Source organism: Streptomyces sp. NPDC093109 (genome assembly GCF_040701725.1).
GTDB lineage: Bacteria > Actinomycetota > Actinomycetes > Streptomycetales > Streptomycetaceae > Streptomyces.
In genome coordinates, this window is the sequence record NZ_JBFBEZ010000026.1 from 46,153 (window position 1) to 65,889 (window position 19,737).

General features: G+C 71.3%; 15 protein-coding genes. 7 read left to right on the top strand and 8 right to left on the bottom strand.

The features are described from left to right. Positions 1-37 precede the first annotated feature (37 nt). Both AB0389_RS24135 and AB0389_RS24140 read right to left on the bottom strand, forming a co-directional pair. Positions 38-1,051 (bottom strand): transmembrane transport protein, encoded by a 1,014-nt coding sequence (locus tag AB0389_RS24135; protein ID WP_366397546.1) that lies wholly within the window; start codon positions 1,049-1,051, stop codon positions 38-40. Further along, the gene (locus tag AB0389_RS24140) at positions 1,048-2,121 is read right to left on the bottom strand and encodes an ABC transporter ATP-binding protein (RefSeq protein ID WP_366397547.1); all 1,074 of its coding nucleotides are present in this window, start codon (positions 2,119-2,121) and stop codon (positions 1,048-1,050) included. Before AB0389_RS24140 ends, AB0389_RS24135 begins: the two co-directional genes overlap by 4 nt. A 171-nt stretch (positions 2,122-2,292) precedes the next feature. Here AB0389_RS24140 and AB0389_RS24145 point away from each other — a divergent pair, with 171 nt between their 5' ends. Both AB0389_RS24145 and AB0389_RS24150 read left to right on the top strand, forming a co-directional pair. Then, positions 2,293-3,504, top strand: coding sequence for a histidine kinase (locus AB0389_RS24145; protein WP_366397548.1), 1,212 nt, complete (start codon positions 2,293-2,295; stop codon positions 3,502-3,504). Continuing rightward, positions 3,501-4,154 carry a response regulator transcription factor gene (locus AB0389_RS24150; protein ID WP_366397549.1) on the top strand — a complete coding sequence of 218 codons (654 nt, stop codon included), beginning with the start codon at positions 3,501-3,503 and terminating at the stop codon, positions 4,152-4,154. The genes AB0389_RS24145 and AB0389_RS24150 overlap by 4 nt, the downstream gene beginning before the upstream one ends. A gap of 51 nt (positions 4,155-4,205) precedes the next feature. Here the strand turns inward: AB0389_RS24150 and AB0389_RS24155 are convergent, their stop codons facing one another. Together AB0389_RS24155 and AB0389_RS24160 are read right to left on the bottom strand one after the other, a co-directional pair. Next, positions 4,206-5,189, bottom strand: coding sequence for a phosphorothioated DNA-binding restriction endonuclease (locus tag AB0389_RS24155; RefSeq protein WP_366397550.1), 984 nt, complete (start codon positions 5,187-5,189; stop codon positions 4,206-4,208). 53 nt (positions 5,190-5,242) lie between these two features. Next, positions 5,243-6,592, bottom strand: a complete 1,350-nt coding sequence (locus tag AB0389_RS24160) for a hypothetical protein (protein WP_366397551.1) — start codon at positions 6,590-6,592, stop codon at positions 5,243-5,245. A 295-nt stretch (positions 6,593-6,887) separates the two neighbouring features. Between AB0389_RS24160 and AB0389_RS24165 the strand changes: the two genes are divergently transcribed. After that, positions 6,888-7,754 carry a MerR family transcriptional regulator gene (locus AB0389_RS24165; protein WP_366397552.1) on the top strand — a complete coding sequence of 289 codons (867 nt, stop codon included), beginning with the start codon at positions 6,888-6,890 and terminating at the stop codon, positions 7,752-7,754. Positions 7,755-7,845: 91 nt separating this feature from the next. Here AB0389_RS24165 and AB0389_RS24170 read toward each other — a convergent pair whose 3' ends face one another. Beyond that, complete coding sequence (locus tag AB0389_RS24170; RefSeq protein WP_366397611.1) at positions 7,846-9,531, bottom strand: MFS transporter; 1,686 nt, start codon at positions 9,529-9,531, stop codon at positions 7,846-7,848. Between the two features lie 607 nt (positions 9,532-10,138). Beyond that, positions 10,139-12,481, bottom strand: a complete 2,343-nt coding sequence (locus AB0389_RS24175; protein ID WP_366397553.1) for a D-alanyl-D-alanine carboxypeptidase — start codon at positions 12,479-12,481, stop codon at positions 10,139-10,141. Between the two features lie 171 nt (positions 12,482-12,652). Between AB0389_RS24175 and AB0389_RS24180 the strand changes: the two genes are divergently transcribed. The 4 genes from AB0389_RS24180 (at position 12,653) to AB0389_RS24195 (ending at position 17,163) form a co-directional block, all read left to right on the top strand. Next, on the top strand, positions 12,653-13,396 hold the full coding sequence (locus tag AB0389_RS24180) for a GPP34 family phosphoprotein (RefSeq protein ID WP_366397554.1): 744 nt from the start codon (positions 12,653-12,655) through the stop codon (positions 13,394-13,396). A 411-nt stretch (positions 13,397-13,807) separates the two neighbouring features. Next, positions 13,808-14,668: a helix-turn-helix transcriptional regulator gene (locus AB0389_RS24185; protein WP_366397555.1), complete on the top strand. Its 861-nt coding sequence runs from the start codon at positions 13,808-13,810 to the stop codon at positions 14,666-14,668. 351 nt (positions 14,669-15,019) lie between these two features. After that, positions 15,020-15,229: a DUF397 domain-containing protein gene (locus AB0389_RS24190; RefSeq protein WP_366397556.1), complete on the top strand. Its 210-nt coding sequence runs from the start codon at positions 15,020-15,022 to the stop codon at positions 15,227-15,229. A gap of 302 nt (positions 15,230-15,531) precedes the next feature. Continuing rightward, positions 15,532-17,163: a sodium:solute symporter family protein gene (locus AB0389_RS24195; protein WP_366397557.1), complete on the top strand. Its 1,632-nt coding sequence runs from the start codon at positions 15,532-15,534 to the stop codon at positions 17,161-17,163. A 32-nt stretch (positions 17,164-17,195) separates the two neighbouring features. Here the strand turns inward: AB0389_RS24195 and AB0389_RS24200 are convergent, their stop codons facing one another. Both AB0389_RS24200 and AB0389_RS24205 read right to left on the bottom strand, forming a co-directional pair. Beyond that, entirely contained in the window at positions 17,196-18,311 is a 1,116-nt protein-coding gene (locus AB0389_RS24200) for an ADP-ribosylglycohydrolase family protein (RefSeq protein ID WP_366397558.1), read from the bottom strand. Between the two features lie 170 nt (positions 18,312-18,481). Next, the gene (locus tag AB0389_RS24205) at positions 18,482-19,726 is read right to left on the bottom strand and encodes a DUF418 domain-containing protein (protein ID WP_366397559.1); all 1,245 of its coding nucleotides are present in this window, start codon (positions 19,724-19,726) and stop codon (positions 18,482-18,484) included. Between the last annotated feature and the right edge of the window lie 11 nt (positions 19,727-19,737).

Here is a 19,737-nt window from a genome sequence, read left to right on the forward strand (position 1 = left end):
GATGGCCAGGGCCTCCATCTCCACGAGCGTGGGCGGGTTACAGGGGTTGCTTGGTGCCGCGGTAGAAGGTGAACGCGGTCAGGGCGGCGGCGAGGGGCAGGAGGATGGCGGCGCCGAGCCACTGCATGGTGGACATCTGGGAGATCGGCAGGTAGTCGATCCACAGGCCGACAATGTCCCCTGCCTGGTGGCATGAGGTGCGGGCGGCGTCCTCGGTTTCGCCGACGCAGGTCAACCAGCTCAGGTGCTCGCCGGAACCGGCGAGGTAACCGTGGCTCATCTCCACCGCGCCGGAAGGCAGTTCGGGGGACGGCAGGTCCGACCCCGCGTTCCCGCGGGACTCGGCGGTCACGATGGTTCCGAGGTCCAGCCGGAAGTAGCCCCATACGGACTGGACGGCCGCGACGACGCCCAGGGTGACCACCATCGACACCAGAGTGCGGCGCAGCACCATGCCCACCGCCGCGCCCGCCGAGAAGGCCAGGAGGGCGAGGGCCACAGGGACGATGCCCGTGGTGTCGAAGAAGGTGCCGCTGGTGAAGCTCATGATCTCGTCGTGGCTGACGGGCTTCCACCACCAGCCGAACACCGCCGAGAGCAGGCCGGTGAGCGCGGCGACCACGGCGGCGGTCAGGCCGAGCTTCGTGGCGATCCAGCGCGTACGGCTGACCGACTGGGCGGTGACCAGCCGGGCGGTGCCGGTCTCCAGGTCGCCGGCGAAGAGCGGGGCGCCGATGAAGACGCCGACCAGGAGCGGGAGATAGCCCAGGTATTCGCCCATGCGCCAGAGGTGGTTGGCGTGTGTTTCGAAGGACTCCGAATTCTCCGCGGTCGGGGTCCCTCCCTTCTGGTGGGCCAGGAAGTCCATCAGGTCCGCCCGCAGGTAGGCCATGAGGCCCACGGCGACGGCGGTGACCGCGATGAAGGTGAGGAACGCGGCCCGGTGCTGGCGCCGGACCAGCCAGAGCAGTCCGACGAGTCCGGCCGGCCCCCGTTGGACGGTCTGCCGGTCCCGCGAGGGGTGGTACGGGGTGGCGGTGTATGTGCTCATGCGGCCCGCTCCTCGGAGGATGCGTTCGGGTGGGTGGGAGTAGTGGTGGGGGTGGGGGTGGGAGTGGGAGTGGGGGAGTAAGGGGGGGTTGTGGGGTTGTTCGTTATGGCGTCCTCTATGTCGCCCACCCGCGCGCTGGGGCAGATCAGCCGCGGTGCCTCCGGCGAGCGCAGATAGCCGAGGAGCAGATCCTCCAGACCCGGGGGCCGCACCTCCTGGGAGCCGAAGGGTACGGGCGGCCCGTCCAGCCGTACGAGGGTGACGGCGCGGCCCGCCGCCCGGCGGGACTCGATGACGTGGTGGCCGCCCAGGGCCGCCGGTACGGCCGTGGGGTCGCCGTCGACCAGGGCGTGCGCGGCGAACAGCTCATGGGCGGCGCCGGCCAGTCGCAGGGAGCCGTCCGCGATGACGAGCAAGTAGTCGCACAGGTCCTCCAGTTCGGAGAGCATGTGGGTGGAGATCAGCACCGTGGTGCCGTGCGCGGCGGCCTCCGCGGCGAGTTCGGCCGTCAGCTCCTTGCGGACCAGCGGGTCGAGGTCGGCCATCGGTTCGTCCAGGACGAGCAGGTCGGGACGCTTGCCGAAGGCCAGGGCGAAGGCGACGCGGGTGCGCTGCCCGCCGGAGAGGGTGCCGATCCGCGCGGCGAGGGGGACGTCGCCGGCCCGGACGATGGCCTCAGCCGTCTCCTGGTCCCAACTCGGGTTCAGCCGGGCGCCCATGCGCAGGGTCTCCGCCACCGTGAAGCGGCGGAACAGCGGCTTGTCCTGCGACAGGAAGGCGGTCCGCAGACTGCCGTCCGACGCGTCCGCCTCCGCGCCGAACACCCGCAGCCGCCCGGCAGTTGGCCGCGTCATGCCGGTCACCAGGCTCATCAGGGTGCTCTTCCCCGCCCCGTTGGGGCCGACGAGTCCGCAGATGCGCCCGGCGGGAAGGCGGAAGGAGCAGTCCCGCAGCGCCCAGCCACGACGCCGGTACCGCATCCCCAACCCGCTTGCCTCGATGGCCGGTTCACCCCACGGGCGCTGCCCGTTCCGCCCGTTCGGCTCGATCGGTTCCTCTGTCCGGTTCATGGCATGCTCCTGCGTGTGATGGACAACGGCACCGGGACCCGCCGCCCGGCAGAGACAACTCTCTCCGCGCTCCATGCGCCGCGGATCGGGCGAAAGACAGATCTCTCGCGGTCCCCTACGACTTTGGGCCGAGGGGAGCCGTCCACCGGCCCGGCCTCGCGGTGGGCGCGTGTGGGGCGGCCACTGGCCCGGGCCGGATGGCTGCTGTGGCTGGCCGTGCTGGGAACGGCTCTGGTGTTCGACTACAGGTCCGATCGGTTCGGCCCGTACGACGCCGACCTCATCAAGCTGGGCGTCGTCCTGGCGGTCGTCGCGGTCGTCGCCGTGTCACCGTGGCTCGGCGCCCGGGCGCTCTCCGCGGTCGCCTGCGCGGCCGGGGCGGCGTCCCTGGGCTTCACGCTCGCCGTGTACGGCCTTCACCTCGCTGTCCCCGGCTTCCCCTTCCTCAACAGCCCTTACGGGTTCGCCGAACCGGGGGCACTGGTCTGGCTGCTGCTGATCGTCCCCGTACGAGGACGGCGGGAGTGGACGGGGTGGATCGCCCCTCCCCTGCTGTGGACAGCGATCGTGCTCAGGCCGCTGGCGCTCGGCACGGGGGGCGGCAACGCGATCGCCATGATCACGTTGTTCGTCTTCGGCTCGACGGCCGTCCTCGGCATCGCGGTCACCTGGCGGCTGATCATGACGGAGCAGCGGCGCCAGTCGTCCATGCTGCGCCTGGAGCAACGCAACGAGTTCGCCCGCGACCTGCACGACTTCGTCGCCCACCACGTGACCGGCATCGTCGTCCAGGCACAGGGCGCCCTCGCCATCGCGGAGCGGCGCCCGGAGCTGATCCCTCCGGCGCTGGAACGGATCGAGCAGGCCGGGACCGAGGCGCTGACGTCCATGCGCCACATGGTCGGCATGCTGCGCGACACCGAGGGCCGGCCGGCGCTGGCGCCGCTGGCCGGGATCGGCGAGATCGACGCGCTGGTCGAGGGGTTCGCCGGGGTCGGCGGCGCGCGGGCCCGGCTCGACCGGGAGGGCGCGTTCGACGATCTGCCGGTGGAGGTGGCCACCACCGCCCACCGGGTGGTGATGGAGTCCCTCACCAACATCCGCAAACACGCCCACGGTTGTACGGAAGTGACCGTGCGCGTGGCCCGGTCCGCCGGGCCGGAGGACGGCGCCGACTCCGTCACCGTACGCGTCACCGACAACGGCCGACCGCGTCACACCGGCGGCGGGGGCGGCTTCGGCCTGCGCGGGCTGGCCGAGCGAGTCGCCCTGATCAGCGGCCGTATCCAGGCGGGCCCGGTCACGGGCGGCGGCTGGGGCGTCGAGGCCACTCTTCCCGTCGCACCCGCCCTTCCCCACAGACTCGCCGGAGCGGCCCGATGACCATTCGCGTACTGATCGCCGACGACCAGGCCATGGTCCGCGCCGGATTCTCGATGATCCTCGGGGCCGAGGACGACATCGAGGTCGTCGCCGAGGCCGCCGACGGCCTGGAGGCCGTCGAACTCGCCGCGCGGCACTGCCCCGACGTCGTCCTGATGGACATCCGCATGCCCCGCCTCGACGGCCTCGAAGCGCTCCGCCGCCTCAACCGGCCCGGCGTCGTCAACCCGCCCAAGGTCGTCGTCGCCACCACCTTCGACGACGACGAGTACGTCCACCGCGCCCTTCACGACGGCGCCGCCGGCTTCCTGATCAAGGACTCGGGCCCCGCCCTGCTCGTCGAGGCGGTACGGGCGGCGGCCTCCGGCGAGGCCCTGGTCAGCCCCTCCATCACCGTACGGCTGCTGCGCCGTCTGAACCGCCCCCCGACCGACCGTGACCGGGCTCAAAGCCCGCTCTCGGCACGCGAGTTGGAGCTCGTACGTCTCGTCGCCCGAGGGCTGACCAACGCGGAGATCGCCGCCGAACTCTCCATCTCCGTCGGCACGGTGAAGACCCACCTCGGCAACGTGCAGACCAAGCTGCCCGCCCGCAACCGCGTGGAGATCGCCGCCTGGGCCTGGGAGACCGGCCTCGTCGAGCGGACGTGACACCGGCCCGTCAGGCCCCGGCCCGTCAGCCCGCGGCCCGTCCCGCCCGGCTCACGCCACCGCCGCGCCCGGCCGCTTGAAGACCTGCCGTCCGTGCCAGATGACGAACTCCGTTGATACGGGCGGATGCCCGGGCCGGGGCGGCGCGACGGGGCTGCCGTGCAGGGCGTCCACCGCGCGGCCCGCCTCGCTCCTCGTGACGTACAGCCGCGACACCTGGATACGCGGGCCGGGCGGGCTCCCGGGCGGCGCGCCGGGCCGCGTCCCGGGGAGCAGGCCCAGGACGCCCAGGTCGAAGAGTGTGTGGTGCAGGGAGCAGAGGGCGAGACCGTTCTCGACGGCGTCCGGCCCGTCCTGGCTGTGCCAGCGCACATGGGCGGCCTCAAGTCCGACCGGGTGACGGCCCAGCGCGCCGTCGAAGCCGCAGAAGGCACAGGCGTAGGCGTACGCGTGGAGCACCTCCTCGGCGAAGCCCGCCCGGCGCGCCCGCCGTGCCGGGCGGACCGGGGGCGGTACGGCGGCGTACGCCTCCTCGTCCAGCCCCGGCAGGTCCAGGCCCGCCGCGTCGCAGACGAGCGCCTCCAGCGCCGGGGTGAAGTGCTGTTCGAGCAGTTGGCGGGCCGCCCCGGCCAGTACGGCGGGGTCCGCGAGCAGCGCCTCGGCCTCCGGGCGGAGCCGGCCGTGCGCACCGCGCGCCCGGAGCGGGCCGCCCCGCTCCGGCGCGTCCGGGCCGATCGGATGCCCGGCCGCGTCCCGCAGGTCCCACAGGGAGCGCTCCAGGTGGACGAAGGGCATGGCGGCCCGTTCCCGGGCCCGCGCGGGGCTCGTCACGGCCGGGCCGAAGTCGTTGATCAGCCGGCTGACCGGCTCCTCCGCCTCGTCGTACGTGACGGCCGTACCGCCCGGCGCACCGCCCGAGGCGGCGAACCGGCCCAGCAGCCAGAGCACCAGCAGCGGTTTGTGCGGGGCCCGCCGGCCGCCGATCGACGCGCGGCGCAGGCCGGTCAGCTCCCGGGTCAGGTCGGCGCGCTTCACCTGATGGCTTCTACCACTTCTCTGTGCAGTTGATCTCTGTGTGCCGTTGGTTGCTAGGTGCAGTTGATCTTCATCTGGGCCGCCGCGTGGTGCGCTCCGGTGCGTTCCTCGCTGCCGAAGTCCACTCCCCGGTCGACCATTTGGACCGCGAACGTCCGGCCCACGGCCTTGTAGCTGCCCACCTTCACCAGGCTGCCGCGGTGCTTGGTCTGGATCACGGCGAAGCCGTCGTAGCCCGTGCCGCTGTCCGCCGGGTCCTTGAGCACGCTGTAGACGGTCGGGTTGCCGGCGACATCGCGGTCCCGGCCGCTCTTCGGTACGTACACGGCGACGGCGCAGGTCTCGTATGTCTTGTCGAGCGTCCAGGACCAGGTCGCGGTGGATCCCGAGTCCTGGTCCTGTCTGCCGGACATGGGTACGGCGGAGAATCTCCCGTCGCAGTAACTCCCCTTGTATCCGCCGGACTTCACCGTGTACCAGGCCGCGTCACCGTTCTCCACGCGGCCGTGCTCGCGGTAGTGGCCCGTGCTGCAGCCGGGGCCCGCCCACTCCTCGTACGCCGCCGCCCCCGAACCGCCGGGCGTGCCCGGCGCCGCCGAGCCCGCCTCCGAGCCGACGCCGGCGCCCGGTCCCGGCTCGGCCGACGCACCGCCGGACGGGTCGCCCGCGTTCGTGCCCATGCCGGCGCCCGGGTTCGTACCGGTGCCGTTGCCGGTGCCCACGCCGTCACCCACGCCGTTGCCGGGGTCCGTGCCGCCGCCGCCCAGGCCCGGGAGCTGGGGTGCGTCGGCGCCCGGGGGCACCTGCGGGTTGGCGGTGCCGGCGACCGGGCCGCCACTGCCCGAGGTGTTGACCACGGCGACCGTCACGCCCAGGCAGCCGAGGGCCAGCACGGCGAGCGTGATCAGCACGCGCTTGCGCGAGCGCCCCTTGCTGTACATGCTCCCCGGCGGGAAGTCCGGCGAGAACTCCGAGAAGGCGCCCGCCTCCTGGCTCGCCGCGAGCGCCCGCTCACGGTCGCGCGCGCGGTCGCGCGAGGCGTCCCGCTTGGAGCGCCGCCTGGAGCCCCGCCCGCCACCGCCGCGTTCGCGGTTCTTGTCGTCCCCCGACTCCGGCCACGACTCCGGCCCGCCGAGGCCCTGTTCGCCCAGCCGCGACGGATCGGCCGGCTCGTCGAAGGCCCGCCCCAGGGGTTGGCCGGGCATCTCGTCGGGTATCTCGTGAAGCCTGGGGCCGGGCGCGACGTTCGCCGCGGCGGCGGCCGTCCTCGGCATCGTCATGCCGGGAACCGGCCCCGAGCGCGCCTCCAGGCCGGTCCAGGCCGCCTGTGTGGCACCGGCGTCGGACCAGCGCTGTGTGTCGGCGGCATCGTTCCAGGGTTCCGAGCCCCCGGCGCCGCACACCTGGCACTCCGTGCCGGGCCGCGATTCTCCCCGGTCACTCCCGCACCGTTCACACCTCATATCGCATCACTATGAGGGATCGCGCCGTAACCCGAAAGCAAAAGTAGATGATTGACGGTTTGACCTTTCTCTCTTTTCACCTTGGCCCCGGTGTTGAACTCAACCTCGGTTCCGCCCGTGGGTCCAACCTTCCTGCCGTGCCGCCGCGCCTCGGCGCTTGACCCTGCCCCAGGGGCAAGGCGCACGCTCTGCCCCGCCGGGCCGACAGCGGCCCGGTGACGGAGGATGGGACCTCGTGGAACTACTCACGATCGGTGACTTCTCGGCCCGTTCACGCCTCTCGCCGAAGGCACTGCGGCTGTACGACCGGCTCGGTCTGCTCGCCCCCGCGCGGGTCGACCCTGCCACCGGCTACCGCTGGTACCGCCCCGACCAGGTCGAACAGGCCCGGCTCGTGGCGCTCCTGAGGCAGCTCGACATGCCGCTGGCGCGCATCGCCGAGGTCGTCGCGCTGCCCGGTGAACAGGCCGCCGACGCGCTGAAAGCGTACTGGACCGACGTCGAGGAACGCCACGCGGTCCGGCGCGCGCTCGCCGCCCATATCCGTGACCGACTCTCCGGCAGGAGTAGCCACATGTACGAGATCAGGACCGTCGACGTACCCGAGCGGACCGTGCTGGCCGAGCGCCGCCATCTGCTCTCCGACGAGCTTCCCCAGTGGATCCCGGCCGCCCTCGGGCGCCTCACCGGGGCCGCCGCCGCGTGCGGGGGCGTGGCGGGCGTCCCGTTCGTCGCGTACCACGCGGAGGTCAACCCGGACAGCGACGGCCCGGCCGAGGCCTGCGTACCGGTCGCGGACGGCGCGGCGGCACGCGCGTACGTGGCCTCCACGAGCGCTTCCACGACCGCCTCCCCGGCCGACTCGCCGGCCGGCAAAGCCCCCACCGTACGCACCGAGCCCGCGCAGCGCCTCGCCTACGTCCGCATCACCAAGGCGCAGGTCGCGCACCCGCAGATCCTCTCCGCCTTCGAGGCGGTGGAGCGGTGGATCGAGCGGCGGGGCCTGACGGTCACCGGCCCGTGCCGCGAGATCTACTTCGCCGACTGGGACGCGTCGTCGGCCACGGACGAGGTCTGCGACGTGGCGTTCCCGATCGGCTGAGCCCGGCGGTTCCTTGGCGGATGGGCGGATGGGCGGACGACACGCACCGCCATCCGCTACGGCCACCCCGTGCCACCCGCCGCCGTACCGGCTAACGCATCTCCTCCGGGCACCCCGTGCCCCGCGGCAGCTGGTACGGCGCCGCCAGCCGGTAGACGCCCGGCCGCGGTGCCAGCAGCTCCGTCCACTCGTCGCCGTCCCCGGTCGCCTCGGCCTTCATCAGGCAGCCGTTGGGGTTGGTGAAGACCTTCGGGCTCTCCGGGTCCGCCTTCGACGTCTCCGTCTGCTGCGGCGGCAGCACGCTCTTGCCGTCGCTGTCGACCAGCCCCAGCCACGGCGAGTACGGGATCCGGATCAGCACCCGGCCCGCCGACTCCACATGGATCGTCAGCTCGCCCGCGCCCGCCCGGTCCACCGTCGCGGGCGGGTCGGCCAGCGGCATCGGGTCCTCCACCGCGAAGAGCTGCCAGTTCGCGTCGCCCCAGAGGCGCTCCAGATACGGCAGCCCCTTCTCCACCAGCTCCGCCTCCAGCCCCGCGCCCGCGTCCGGCCTCCCCCGCGGCAGCACCACGTAGTGCACGGCCCAGCGGTCGAGCCAGCTCCGGTAGCTGTCGGCGGTCAGCGTGTCGTCGTAGAAGAGCGGGTTGCGCTCCATGTCCGCCTGCCGGTTCCAGCCGCGCGCCAGATTGACGTACGGGGCGAGCGCCGACGCCTCCCGGTGGCTGCTGGCGGGCACGACCTCGACCCGGCCCTTCTCCGCCCCCACCCGCTGCAACTGGTTCACCAGCGGCGCCAGCTCGCGCGTCCACGAGGCGGCGGGCGCCGTGCGGACGATGTCGTCGACGCCCTTGAAGCCGATCCAGAAGTTGAGCCCGACGACGGCCAGGACCAGCGCGTACCAGCGGTGCGAGCGGGGTTCGGTGTACGGGAGCGCCGCGAGCAGCACCACCCCGCCGATGATCATCGCGAGCCGCGAGACGTTGGAGCCGATCTGCGAGTCGACCACGTACGTGAGCAGCACACCGGTGCCGTAGACGGCGGCGGCGACCCGGACCGTACGCCACTCCTTCGGTACGAGCACGAACGTGACGACCGAGGTGATGAACGGCAGCGACGCCGTCCCCACCGACATCGGCTGCGTCCCCGAGAACGGGAACAGCCACGCCGAGAGCGCCACGACGGCCGCGGGCGCGAGCCCCAGCGCGTACGCCCCCGGGCGCCGTTTGTTGAGGAAGAGCGCGGCGGCCACGACCCCGAGGAACAGCCCGGCCACCGGGCTCGCCGCCGTCGCCAGCGCGGCCAGCGGCGCCGCCGCGACCCCCTTGAGCCAGCGCTTGCGGCGCCAGCGGTACGGCCAGCAGAACACCGCCGCGACCGCGCCGACCGCGAACATCACGCCGAGCCCGAACGTCACGCGCCCCGACAGCGCGTTGCACAGATACGCGAAGACCCCGACGAGCGCGCACGCCACCGGGTTACGGACGGCCCGCACCCGGACGAGGATCAGCGCGGTCAGGGCGGCGGAGACGGTACCGGCGATCATCATCGTCGTACGGACGCCGAGGACGGACATCAGATACGGCGAGACGACGCTGTACGAGACGGGGTGCATCCCGCCGTACCAGGCGAGGTTGTACGCGGAGTCCGGGTGCCGGCCGACGAACTCGGCCCAGGCGTCCTGGGCCGCGATGTCGCCGCCGCTGTTGGCGAAGAAGAAGAACCACAGCACGTGGACGGCGCCGGCGACGGCGGTCGTGAAGAGGACGGGGTGCCGCAGGACGCGGAGGCGGACGGGTTCGAAGCGGGTGCGGAGGCGGGAGCGGAGGTGGGTGGGGACGTGGGTGCCGGGCGGGGTGGTCGGGTCCTCCCCGCCGTCCTGGCCGCCGTCCTGGCCGCCGTCCTCGCCACTGCCGCCCTCGGGCTGTTCGCCCGGCGGTCCTGTGCCTCCGGCCGGCCGTGGCCCCGGTACGTCTATTCGCGGAGCGGCGGCGACGGCTCGCCCCCCGGCCGTGCTGTCGACCGTGCCGTCGGCGGTGCTGTCAGACGTGCTGCTGTCTGGCGTGCTTCCGGCGCGCGTCGGCTCAGCGGTGGTCACTGCGGCTCTCCGTCTCCCCGTCTCACCGTCGTCTGCCCGGCGTGCCGACCCCCCGGCAGCCCCAGGGACGCCATCCCGCCTCCGACGGTTGCCCGGCCGGCGAATCGGGACCGCGGCGGGCAGACGTCCGTGCAGATGTCCGTTTCGCGACGCTAGCACGCACGGGAGGGCTGAGCGGCTCGAATTCGATCCGTCACTGATCGACTTCGCTGAGCGCCCGCGCCTCGCCGTAAACGGCTGTGTGCCCGCCGGAAGCACCGGCGGGCACACAGGAGGGGGCGGGGGGACGTCAGCTCACACGCGTCACCTTCGCGCCGAATCCGGGCTCCGCCAGCTCGGACTGGAGGGCGACCGGGACGGACTCCTTGCCCGCGGTGACCTTGCCCACCACGGTGCCCGCCGCGGCGGAGTGCGGAATCGTCTCGCTCTCCTCCAGGGCGACCTTCACCTTGAAACCGCCCCAGCCGATCGCCTTGAGGTCCTTGGTGGCGACCACCGGGGTACGGGTGCCGAGCCCGTCGTCGACGTAACCGACGACATCACCCTTCTTGACGACCGTCTCCGAGCGGACCCCTGCCTGCGCGGCCTGGATCAGCTTCAGGCTCTCCTGCTTGGCGAGCGTGAGCTTCTCGTCGAGCAGATTGGCCTTCTGCATGCCCATCACGATGCCGAGAATCCGGCGCGGCTTGCCGTCGATGACCGTGTTCGCGGACCAGAGGAGGTTTCCGCCGGCCGGAGTCGACGAACCGGTCTTGATTCCGCCCACCCCGGGCTCCAGCAGAATCGTGTTGTTGTTGTAGATCGTCTTGTCGATCCCCGGAATATCGATCTGCGGCATGTCGACGATGGTCCGGAAAACATCGTTCTGCATCACGGCCCTGGCCAGCTTGATCTGGTCCACGGGGGTGGACACGGTGGCCGAGTCGAGGCCGCTCGGGTCCGTGTACGTCGTGTCCTTCATGCCGAGTTCCTTGGCGGCGGCGTTCATCTTCTCGACGAACGCGTCCTCGGACCCGGAGTCCCAACGAGCCAGCAGCCGCGCGGCGTTGTTCCCCGAGGGGATCATCAGGAGCTGCAGCATCTGCTTCTCCGTGTACTTCTGCCCCACCTTGATGGGCGCCACCGACTCGTCCTCCCGGCCGGCCTCCTCGCCCGCCTTCTTGTCGACCTCGATGTCCGGGCCGTCCTGCTCGCCCTTGATCGGGTGTTCCTTCAGGATCACGTAGGCGGTCATCGTCTTGGCGACGCTCGCGATCGGCGCGGGCTTCTGCTCGCCGAAGGTGCCGATCGCGCCCACGCCCTCGACCTCGACGGCACCCTGCCCCTCGTCGGGGTACGGCATGTCCAGCTTCTCCCCGTCGAAGGTGAAGCTGGAGTCCGCCGAGAGCGCCAACTGCGGCTCCGGGAGCGGGCGTACGGACTGGACGACCATGAAGACGATCGCCGCGAGCACGACCAGCGGCGTCCAGATCTTGACCCGGCGGACGGCCTTGCGGGTCGCGGTCTCCGGGGTGTTGGTCAGCTCGGCCAGCAGGTCGAGCGGCGGCATCGGCGGCATGGGCTGCTGCCGGGTGCGCTCGGCCTCGGGGAACGGGGCCTTGACCGCGGCGGGCGGCGGTACGGGCGGCGCCGCGACGGCGGAGGCGGCGGGCGCGGCGGCGGAGGCAGTGGCGGTGGCGGTGGCGGTGGACGCGGCGGGCTTGGCCGCCGCGTCCGGCTCCGGCTTGTCGTCGCGGCGCAGGGGGACGAAGGTGCTGCTCTTCGGCGCGGCGGCCTTGGCCGCTTCCGCCCGGAGGCTCGGGGGGATCTTCAGCGCGGTGGTGGGCTGGTCGACCGGGGGGCGCGGCAGGGCCTTGAAGACGGTGGTCGGCCGGTCGGGCTGACCCGGCTTGCCGGGCTCGTCAGGTTCGCCGGGCTCGTCGGGCTTGCCGTCGGATGCGCCTTCGGGCTTGGTCCCGGGCTCGACCGCGGGGCCGTCCGCATCGGCTTTGGTGTCCGGCGCGGGCTTGGCGGGGGCCTCAGCGGCCTTGGAGCCCTCGGCTGAGGCACGAGTGCCCTCAGCGTCTCCTGAGCCCTCAGAGGCGCCAGAGGCGTCGGATGCGTCGGGCGCAACGGATGCGTCGGGTGCGTCCGGCGCATCGGATGCGTCCGGTACGGCGGCGGGCTTGGCCCAGGAGGGCGCCTTGGCGTCCGCCGCCTCTGCGTCCGCCTCCTTGCCCTCCGCATCCTCCGCGTCCGCGTCCCCGGCCTCGTTCTTGGGCTCTGCGGCTTCTTCTTCCTCGGTGTCCTTGTCCTTCTTCGCGTCCTTGGGGGCCTCATCGCCCCTTTCGGCTATCGGCCCGCCGTCCGACTCGTCGGAGTCCTCGCCGGCTCCGCCGGCCTCCCCCGCCTCGTCCGAGGGCGTCGGCTCCTCCGTACGATTTGCGGTCGCGACCTTCGTCGACACCGCGGAACCCGATCCGGAGCCGGAACCGGATTCGGCCTTCTCGGCCGTTCCGGTCCTCTCCGCCGCCGTTTCACGGAAGACTGAGAGCCGGGGATCCTGCTCTCCCGGGGCCGTCTCCCCCGATGACTTCCGCTGCTCCGACTTACCGGGGGACTCGCCCGCCACCGCGTCTCCTTCATGTCTCATCCGACGTACCGCACTGTCCGAAGCATCTATCAGTGTCCTGCTCTGAGACCTCGGCCCACGTGCTAGACGAGAACGACATACATAACGGTTCCCACACAAAGCACCCAGGCACCCTCGACAGACCATTGTGAGAGGGGTCACCCTGTCATTCATCCACGCGGGGAGGCATGGATGGGCAGGAGCCGCAGAACAATTCCGGAGGAGCTTCTGTTGCTCGCTCTGGACCCGGCCACGGGTACCACAGCGCAGCCGCAGTCGCTCGACCTCGGCCTCGCCGGAGCACAGCTAGTGGAGCTGGCTCTGGCAGGACGGATAGCCCCTGATGGGGATCGTATCGCCGTGGTGATGCCACGGCCGACCGGAGATCCGACTCTGGACTCCGCACTGGAACTGCTGCGCAGACGCGGCAGTCCGGTCCGGGCCGTCCATTGGATTGGCGGACCCCGACTGGGGCTTCGCCAGACCTATCTCTCGCATCTGGAACGGTGCGGCATGGTGCATGCCGTGGCGGGCCAGATGTGCGGGGTGCTGCCGACGACGCGCTACCAGGCGACCGAGACGGCGATCAGCCGGGAGATCAAGTCCCGGCTGGACAATGCGATCCGCACCGGCGTTCCGCCGGACCCGCGGACCGCGGCGCTCGCCGCGCTGGCCCATGCGGTCGGACTCGGCAAGCACCTCTACCCCGGGAACGAGGGGCGCTCTTCGCGCTCCCGGCTCCGGGACCTGATCAGGCACGACCCGATGGGCGGCCTCGTGGCACACGCCGTGATGGACGTCCAGAACGGCGCGGGCGCTCAGCCGCGTCGTAACCCCGCCCAGGGCGCCGTCGGCGCTCCGGGCGGCGGCAGGCCGCCCGGCGGCGTGCCGATGCAGCCGCAGCGCGGCGGCATGGACCGGGTGCCGGCGCACTGAGCACCGCAGCACCGCTCGACCGCAGCACGCTCGACCGCATCACCGCTGTACCGCAGTCCGCCGTATCGCAGTCCCCAGACCCGGTCCGGGAGCCGCACAAGACGCGCGGGGTGGCCGGAAACCATTCGGCCACCCCGCGCGTTGTGCGTCCGGCCGGACCGGCCCGGCCGGACGGCCCCAGGCGGCCTCCAGCGGGCCTCGTGAGCCCGCAACGGCCCCCGGGGGCCGCCGTGGTCGCTGCGGAACGGACAGGGGGCGCCAGGGCGCGCGGAAGGGCGCGCGGCGTGCGGGGCGCAGACCGGTGCATACGTCTCTGTGGCCGTTTCCCAGCGCAGTTGGGACCTTTGGTGGCAGTCTGCTCAGCAGTAGATACGTACAGCTACACCAGTTATGCCGGAGGTGCAGTTTCCCGTGGCGTCCAACGTCAATCCCACCGTCAGGCGACGCCGATTGGGCCAGGAGTTGCGTCGGCTTCGCGAACTCAAAGGCATGACCGCCGAAGAAGTGGCGGAGCGCCTGCTGGTGTCCCAGTCGAAGATCAGCCGGCTGGAGAACGGCCGCCGCTCCATCAGCCAGCGCGATGTGCGCGACCTCTGCGGCGTGTACGAGGTCGAGGACGCCCGGATCGTCGACTCGCTGATGCAAATGGCCAAGGACTCGCGTCAGCAAGGCTGGTGGCACGCGTTCGGCGACATCCCGTACAGCGTCTACATCGGTCTGGAGACGGACGCGGCGTCACTCCGCGTGTACGAGCCCCAGGTCGTTCCCGGGCTGCTCCAGACCCGCCCGTACGCCGAGGCGCTGATCAACGGAGCGCTGCCGGAGGCGCCGGCGCCGGACGTCGAGAAGCGCGTCGGGGTACGGCTGCGGCGCCAGGACCGCGTCAACACGCCCGACAACCCGCTCCGGCTCTGGGCCGTGGTCGACGAGGCGGCGCTGCGCCGTGTCGTCGGCAGCAAGCAGCTGATGCGCGAGCAGCTGGAGCATCTCGTCGAGCAGTCGCAGCTCCCGCACGTGACCGTGCAGGTGCTGCCCTTCGAGATGGGCGCGCACCCCGGGATCAGCGGGCACTACGCGATTCTCGAATTCCCGGACGCCGCGGACTCCAGCGTGGTCTACATCGAGGGCGTCACCAGCGACCTCTATCTGGAGAAGGCGAATGACGTGCAGCGCTACAGCGTGATGTACGAGCACCTGCGCGCCCAGGCCCTGAATGTCGAGCAGACGCGGGATTTCATCTTGAAGATCATCAAGGATTACACCGAGCGTTGATCCATGCCCTGATCCGAGGGCTGAACCACGCGCCGAATCGGCCCTATTCCGGTCCCGGGATCACGGACACCCCCCGTGCTTCCGGGACCGCGCCGTTTCGCGTGCCGTTTCACCCGCCGTTTCGCGCGCGGTTTCCGCACCGCATCAGCCGAAATAGTCGGACAGATCCATTTACCGTCAACAGATGCGAGGGGATTATACCCCCCAACCGGGCTATTCCGTAAGCCCGTTCGCCTATTAGCCATCCGTACGAGTGAACGCCTCCCCCGGACAAGGAGCGAGGCGAGTAGCGTCGATCATGCCAGCGGGAAGTTGGCGCTATTTCACATCACTTGCTGAACCGGAGCGAACATGGCAATTCTTCAGGGCGCTACGGACACGTGGACGAAGTCCTCGTACTCCGGCGGAAACGGCGCATGCGTAGAGGTGAAGTCCCCCGTCGTCCAGACCATTGCCGTCCGGGACTCGAAAGCCCCCGAGGGGCCGTCGATCTCCTTCGTGCCCACCTCGTGGAACGCGTTCGTACAGCAGATGAGCGCGGGCTCCTTCGACCTCGGCTGAGGTCACGGAGCACCGCACCACACGCGCCACATACGCGCGGTAGCCACAGACGCGCCGCAAACGCGTACATACGCACCACTGAAGAGCCCTCTCGACCGGTCCGCCGTCCTGGCCGAGGGGGCTCGGTCATGCCCGCGACCGGGCCGCCGGCCACGCCCACCGACCGCGCCCGCCGCCGTTCGGCTTCGTGACCCCCGTTCATATCTATGACTGCACAACGTCTTGACCCGCCACAGAAGTTGGCGGTTCAATCCCTCCGGCACTCCATGGTTCATAAGGCGGAACGAACCCCTGGAGGGGATATGAACAGCCTCGACTGGACCGTGCTCATCGCCTACTTCGGTGTGATGATCGCGATTGGCCTGTGGTCGCACAAACGCGTGGACAATGTCAGTGACTTCTTCACCGCCGGCGGCAGGATGCCCTGGTGGCTGTCGGGCATCTCGCACCACATGTCCGGCTACAGCGCGGTGATGTTCACCGGATACGCGGGCATCGCCTATACCTTCGGCGTCACCTCGTTCGTCACCTGGTCCCTGCCCATCGCCATCGGCATCGGGATCGGTTCGAAGCTCTTCGCCCCGCGGCTGAACCGGCTGCGCTCCCGATTACACGTCGCGTCCCCGCTCGAATACCTCAAGAACCGCTACGACCTGAGAACACAGCAGGCCCTCGCCTGGTCGGGGCTGCTGCTGAAGATCGTGGATGTCGGCGCCAAATGGGCCGCCATCGCCACCCTGCTCTCCGTCTTCACCGGTATCTCCCTCAACCAGGGCATCCTCATCACCGGTGTCATCACGGGCATCTACTGCACCATCGGCGGGCTGTGGGCCGACGCCCTCACAGAGCTGGGGCAGTTCGTCATCCAGCTCTTCGCCGGCATCGCCATGCTCGTCGCCGTCATGGGCAAGCTCGGCGGGTTCAGCGCGCTGTGGACGGTCTGGGACAAGCTCCCCGACGGCCACGCGTCGCCGACGGCCGGCCCGTACACCGTCACTTTCCTGCTGGCGTTCCTCTTCATCAAGACCTTCGAGTACAACGGCGGCATGTGGAACCAGGCGCAGCGCTACATGGCGACCGCCAACGCCCGCGAGGCCACCCGCTCGGCCCGGCTCTCCGCCGTGCTCTGGCTGGTCTGGCCGCTGGTCCTGTTCTTCCCGATGTGGTGCGCGCCGCTGCTGGTGACGGCGGAGAAGCCCGACGCGTCGGACGCGTACGCCCTCATGACCGAACAGCTGCTGCCGCACGGGCTGCTCGGCCTGGTCATCGTCGGCTTCTTCTCGCACACGATGGCCATGTGCTCCTCCGACGCGAACGCCATCGCGGCGGTCTTCACCCGCGACATCGCCCCCACCCTCTCCAAGGCGGCGCGCTCCTGGTCGGCGCGGGCGGGGCTGCTGGCGGCGCGGCTGTCGACCATCACGTTCCTGGCGCTGTCGATGGCCATCGCGACCCAGGTCAACTCGCCGACGTTCAAGGACATCATCACGGTCGTCATCAAGTGGGTGGCGGGGCTGATGGGACCGATCGCGATCCCGTTCATGCTCGGCATGCTCAAGACGTTCCGCAGATCGGGCCCGACGGCCGCGCTCACCAGCTGGTCGATGGGGCTGCTGGCCTTCTGGCTGGTCAACTATCCGATCAACTGGAGCGTGACGGGCGGGGTGCCGCTCCAGTACCAGGTCTCCGTGCCGCTCGCGGTGTCGCTGGTGCTGTACGTCGTGATCGGCCTCCTGAAGCCGGAGGACACGCCGGCGCGCGATGTGCTGCTGGCGCGGATCAACGGCGAGGGCGACGGGGACGGTTCCGGCCTGACGGCGGAGTCGCTCCGGGTGCCTTCGCAGGGCAGGCAGGGCCATCAGGGCAAGCACGGGAAGCGGGAGAAGCGGGAGGGGTCCGGGTCCGGGTCCGGTTCGGGGTCGTCGGGCGGCTGACGGGCCCCGTCGCGTACGTACGCGCCCTACCCCTACCCCCGCGGGTAGCGGGCCAGCCAGCCCGACGCCGTCTCCGACGGGCTGTGCAGGGCCCGGCCCTGGGTCATCTCCATCGCGAAGTCGTCGGCCATCTCCAGCAGGGACGGACGGCCCTCCAGCTCGGCCACCCAGGCCGGCGGCAGGGCCGTCTCCCCGTGCAGCGCGCCGAGCAGGGCGCCGCACAGGCTCCCGGTGGCCGCGGAGGGGCCGTCGTGGTTGACGGCGAGGCGCAGCCCCTGCCGTACGTCCTCGGCGACCAGCGCGCAGTAGACGCCGACGGCGAGCGCGGACTCGGCGGTCCGTCCCTCGCCGAGTGACGCGATCACCGACGGGCCCGGCACCCCCTGGCGTACGGCGGCCATCGCCTGCCGGAGTGCCTCCGTCACCGGCTCGTGCCCGGGGCGCGGCGCGAGCAGCGCGAGAGCGCGCTCCACGCCCGTCTCCAGCGACTCGCCGCGGGCCGGCGCGTGCACGATCGCGGCGAAGGCGCCCGCCGAGAGATACGCGCCGGGCGAGCCGTGCGACTGGACCGCGCACTCCAGCGCCAGCTGGCAGACCAGCTGCGGTTCCCAGCCCACCAGCAGCCCGAACGGCGCGGAGCGCACCAGCGCGCCCGCGTCGCGCGCGATCGGGTTCCTCGGCTGGTCGAGCGAGCCCATGACCTCGCCCCCGAAGCCGGTGAGCGTGGAGATCGTCGGGTCCCTGCGCGCGTACAGCCACTCCTCCTGCGCGAGCCAGCCGTTGTCCTTGCGGCGCAGATCGGGCCCCCAGTCGCGCTGGGTCGCGAGCCAGCGCTGATGGGCGCGGTACACGTCGGTGGGCGGATGCCAGGCGCCGGTGTCGCGGCGGATCTGGGCGCGTATCAGCCCGTCGACGGTGAAGAGGGTCAGCTGGGTCGCCGCGGTGACCGCGCCCCGGCGGCCGTACGCGGGGACGAGGTCCACCACGCCCTCGGCGCCGTACGCGGCCCGCATCTCGTCGAGGGTGAGTGCGGCGACCCCCGCGCCCAGGGCGTCACCCATCGCGCCGCCGAGCAGACAGCCCCGCACCCGGCTGCGGAAGTCCTGCTGCTCCAGACGGCCCCAGATGGCACCGGACGGTGTACTCACTCGCCCCTCCCTCACCCTGTGCCTCGCAGCGGCTGCGCAGCACTGTAATCGACCGGGAACAGCGGGTTGAGGGCGCTCTTGGTTACGTCCCGGGATCACGGGGCCGGTATGGGGGGCCGTGGTCGCGGAGGTCGCATTTGAGCCACGTGGAGGGTATGTAAAACTTCGGTTTACGACGTGAGGCGCATGGCCGGCCGCTCCCGATAGGTGGCGGCCCGCAGCAGCCACTCCACCGGGCCCATCCGGAACCGCCGCAGCCACCACGCGCTCCACAGCAGCTGTACGGCGTAGATCGCCAGCGCGATGCCGATGACCCCCGCGTACGGGACCCGGCCGACGAGGCCGAGGCCGGTGCCCGTGAAGATCAGCACGCAGAGCAGGGACTGGCTCAGGTAGTTGGTGAGCGCCATCCGGCCGGGCCGGGCGAGCGCCTGAGCCACCCGGCCGCCCCGGACCGTACGGAAGAGGCGCAGCAGCGTGGCGACGTAGGCGGCGGTGAGGAAGGGCGCGGTCAGGAAGTGGAGGCTGCCGGCGAACAGGTTGTCCGTACTGGCGAAGGTGTAGAAGGCCGAGCCGGCCAGCCCCACCGGGAAGCCGATCCACTGGATCAGCCTCAGCTTCGCCTCGTACGCGCCGGGGCCCGCGCCGGGGTCCTGGTCCGCGCCCGCGCCCGGGCCCGCCAGGACGCGCCGCTTTCCGGCCGCCAGTCCCACCAGGAAGGCGGAGAAGGCCAGCGGCCCCTGGACGAAGACGGTCAGCGGAAGGGTCGTCGACAGCGCCGCCACCCGGTCCGCGATCACCGACCACGGGCCGCCCCGCATCGCCTCGGTGGCCGCCGCGCCGTCGGCGAGCATCTTCGCGTGCTCCGCGGCGGTGGGAGAGGACGACCCGTCGAACACGGCCACCAGCGTGGCCAGGGCCAGGAAGAGCAGGACGAAGGTGCCGGTGATGATCCCGGCCACCCACAGCGCCCGGCGCGGGCTCACCCGGTGCATCGCGAACAGCAGCAGCCCGAAGAGCGCGTATGTGATGAGGATGTCGCCGTAGTAGAGCAGCGCCGCGTTGGCCACGCCTATCAGGAACAGCGCCCCGAGCCGCCGCAGGAAGCGTGGCCGGAAGTCGACCCCGCGTGCGGCGGCCGAGTCGAGCTGGAGGGTGAAGCTGTAGCCGAAGAGGAACGAGAAGAGCAGATAGAACTTCGCCTCGAAGAAGAACTGGACCACGCCCAGGGCGAGTCCGTCGTGCCAGGCCGTCCGGGCCGGATCGGCCACCCCCGGCAGGGTGTAACCGCTTGCGAAGAACGGGATGTTGACCATCAGGATGCCCAGGAGTGCAAATCCGCGCAACGCGTCGACATCCGTCAACCGGCCCGTCGAGCGTCTCCTGCTCGTGCCGCTGTCTACCTCAACTGTCATACCGCGACGGT

Coding starts and splice junctions, on each gene's coding strand:
- AB0389_RS24175 (WP_366397553.1), bottom strand. CDS start 12,481: ATGAGACATGAAGGAGACGCGGTGGCGGGCGAGTCCCCCGGTAAGTCG.
- AB0389_RS24180 (WP_366397554.1), top strand. CDS start 12,653: ATGGGCAGGAGCCGCAGAACAATTCCGGAGGAGCTTCTGTTGCTCGCT.
- AB0389_RS24195 (WP_366397557.1), top strand. CDS start 15,532: ATGAACAGCCTCGACTGGACCGTGCTCATCGCCTACTTCGGTGTGATG.
- AB0389_RS24140 (WP_366397547.1), bottom strand. CDS start 2,121: ATGAACCGGACAGAGGAACCGATCGAGCCGAACGGGCGGAACGGGCAG.
- AB0389_RS24135 (WP_366397546.1), bottom strand. CDS start 1,051: ATGAGCACATACACCGCCACCCCGTACCACCCCTCGCGGGACCGGCAG.
- AB0389_RS24205 (WP_366397559.1), bottom strand. CDS start 19,726: ATGACAGTTGAGGTAGACAGCGGCACGAGCAGGAGACGCTCGACGGGC.
- AB0389_RS24150 (WP_366397549.1), top strand. CDS start 3,501: ATGACCATTCGCGTACTGATCGCCGACGACCAGGCCATGGTCCGCGCC.
- AB0389_RS24190 (WP_366397556.1), top strand. CDS start 15,020: ATGGCAATTCTTCAGGGCGCTACGGACACGTGGACGAAGTCCTCGTAC.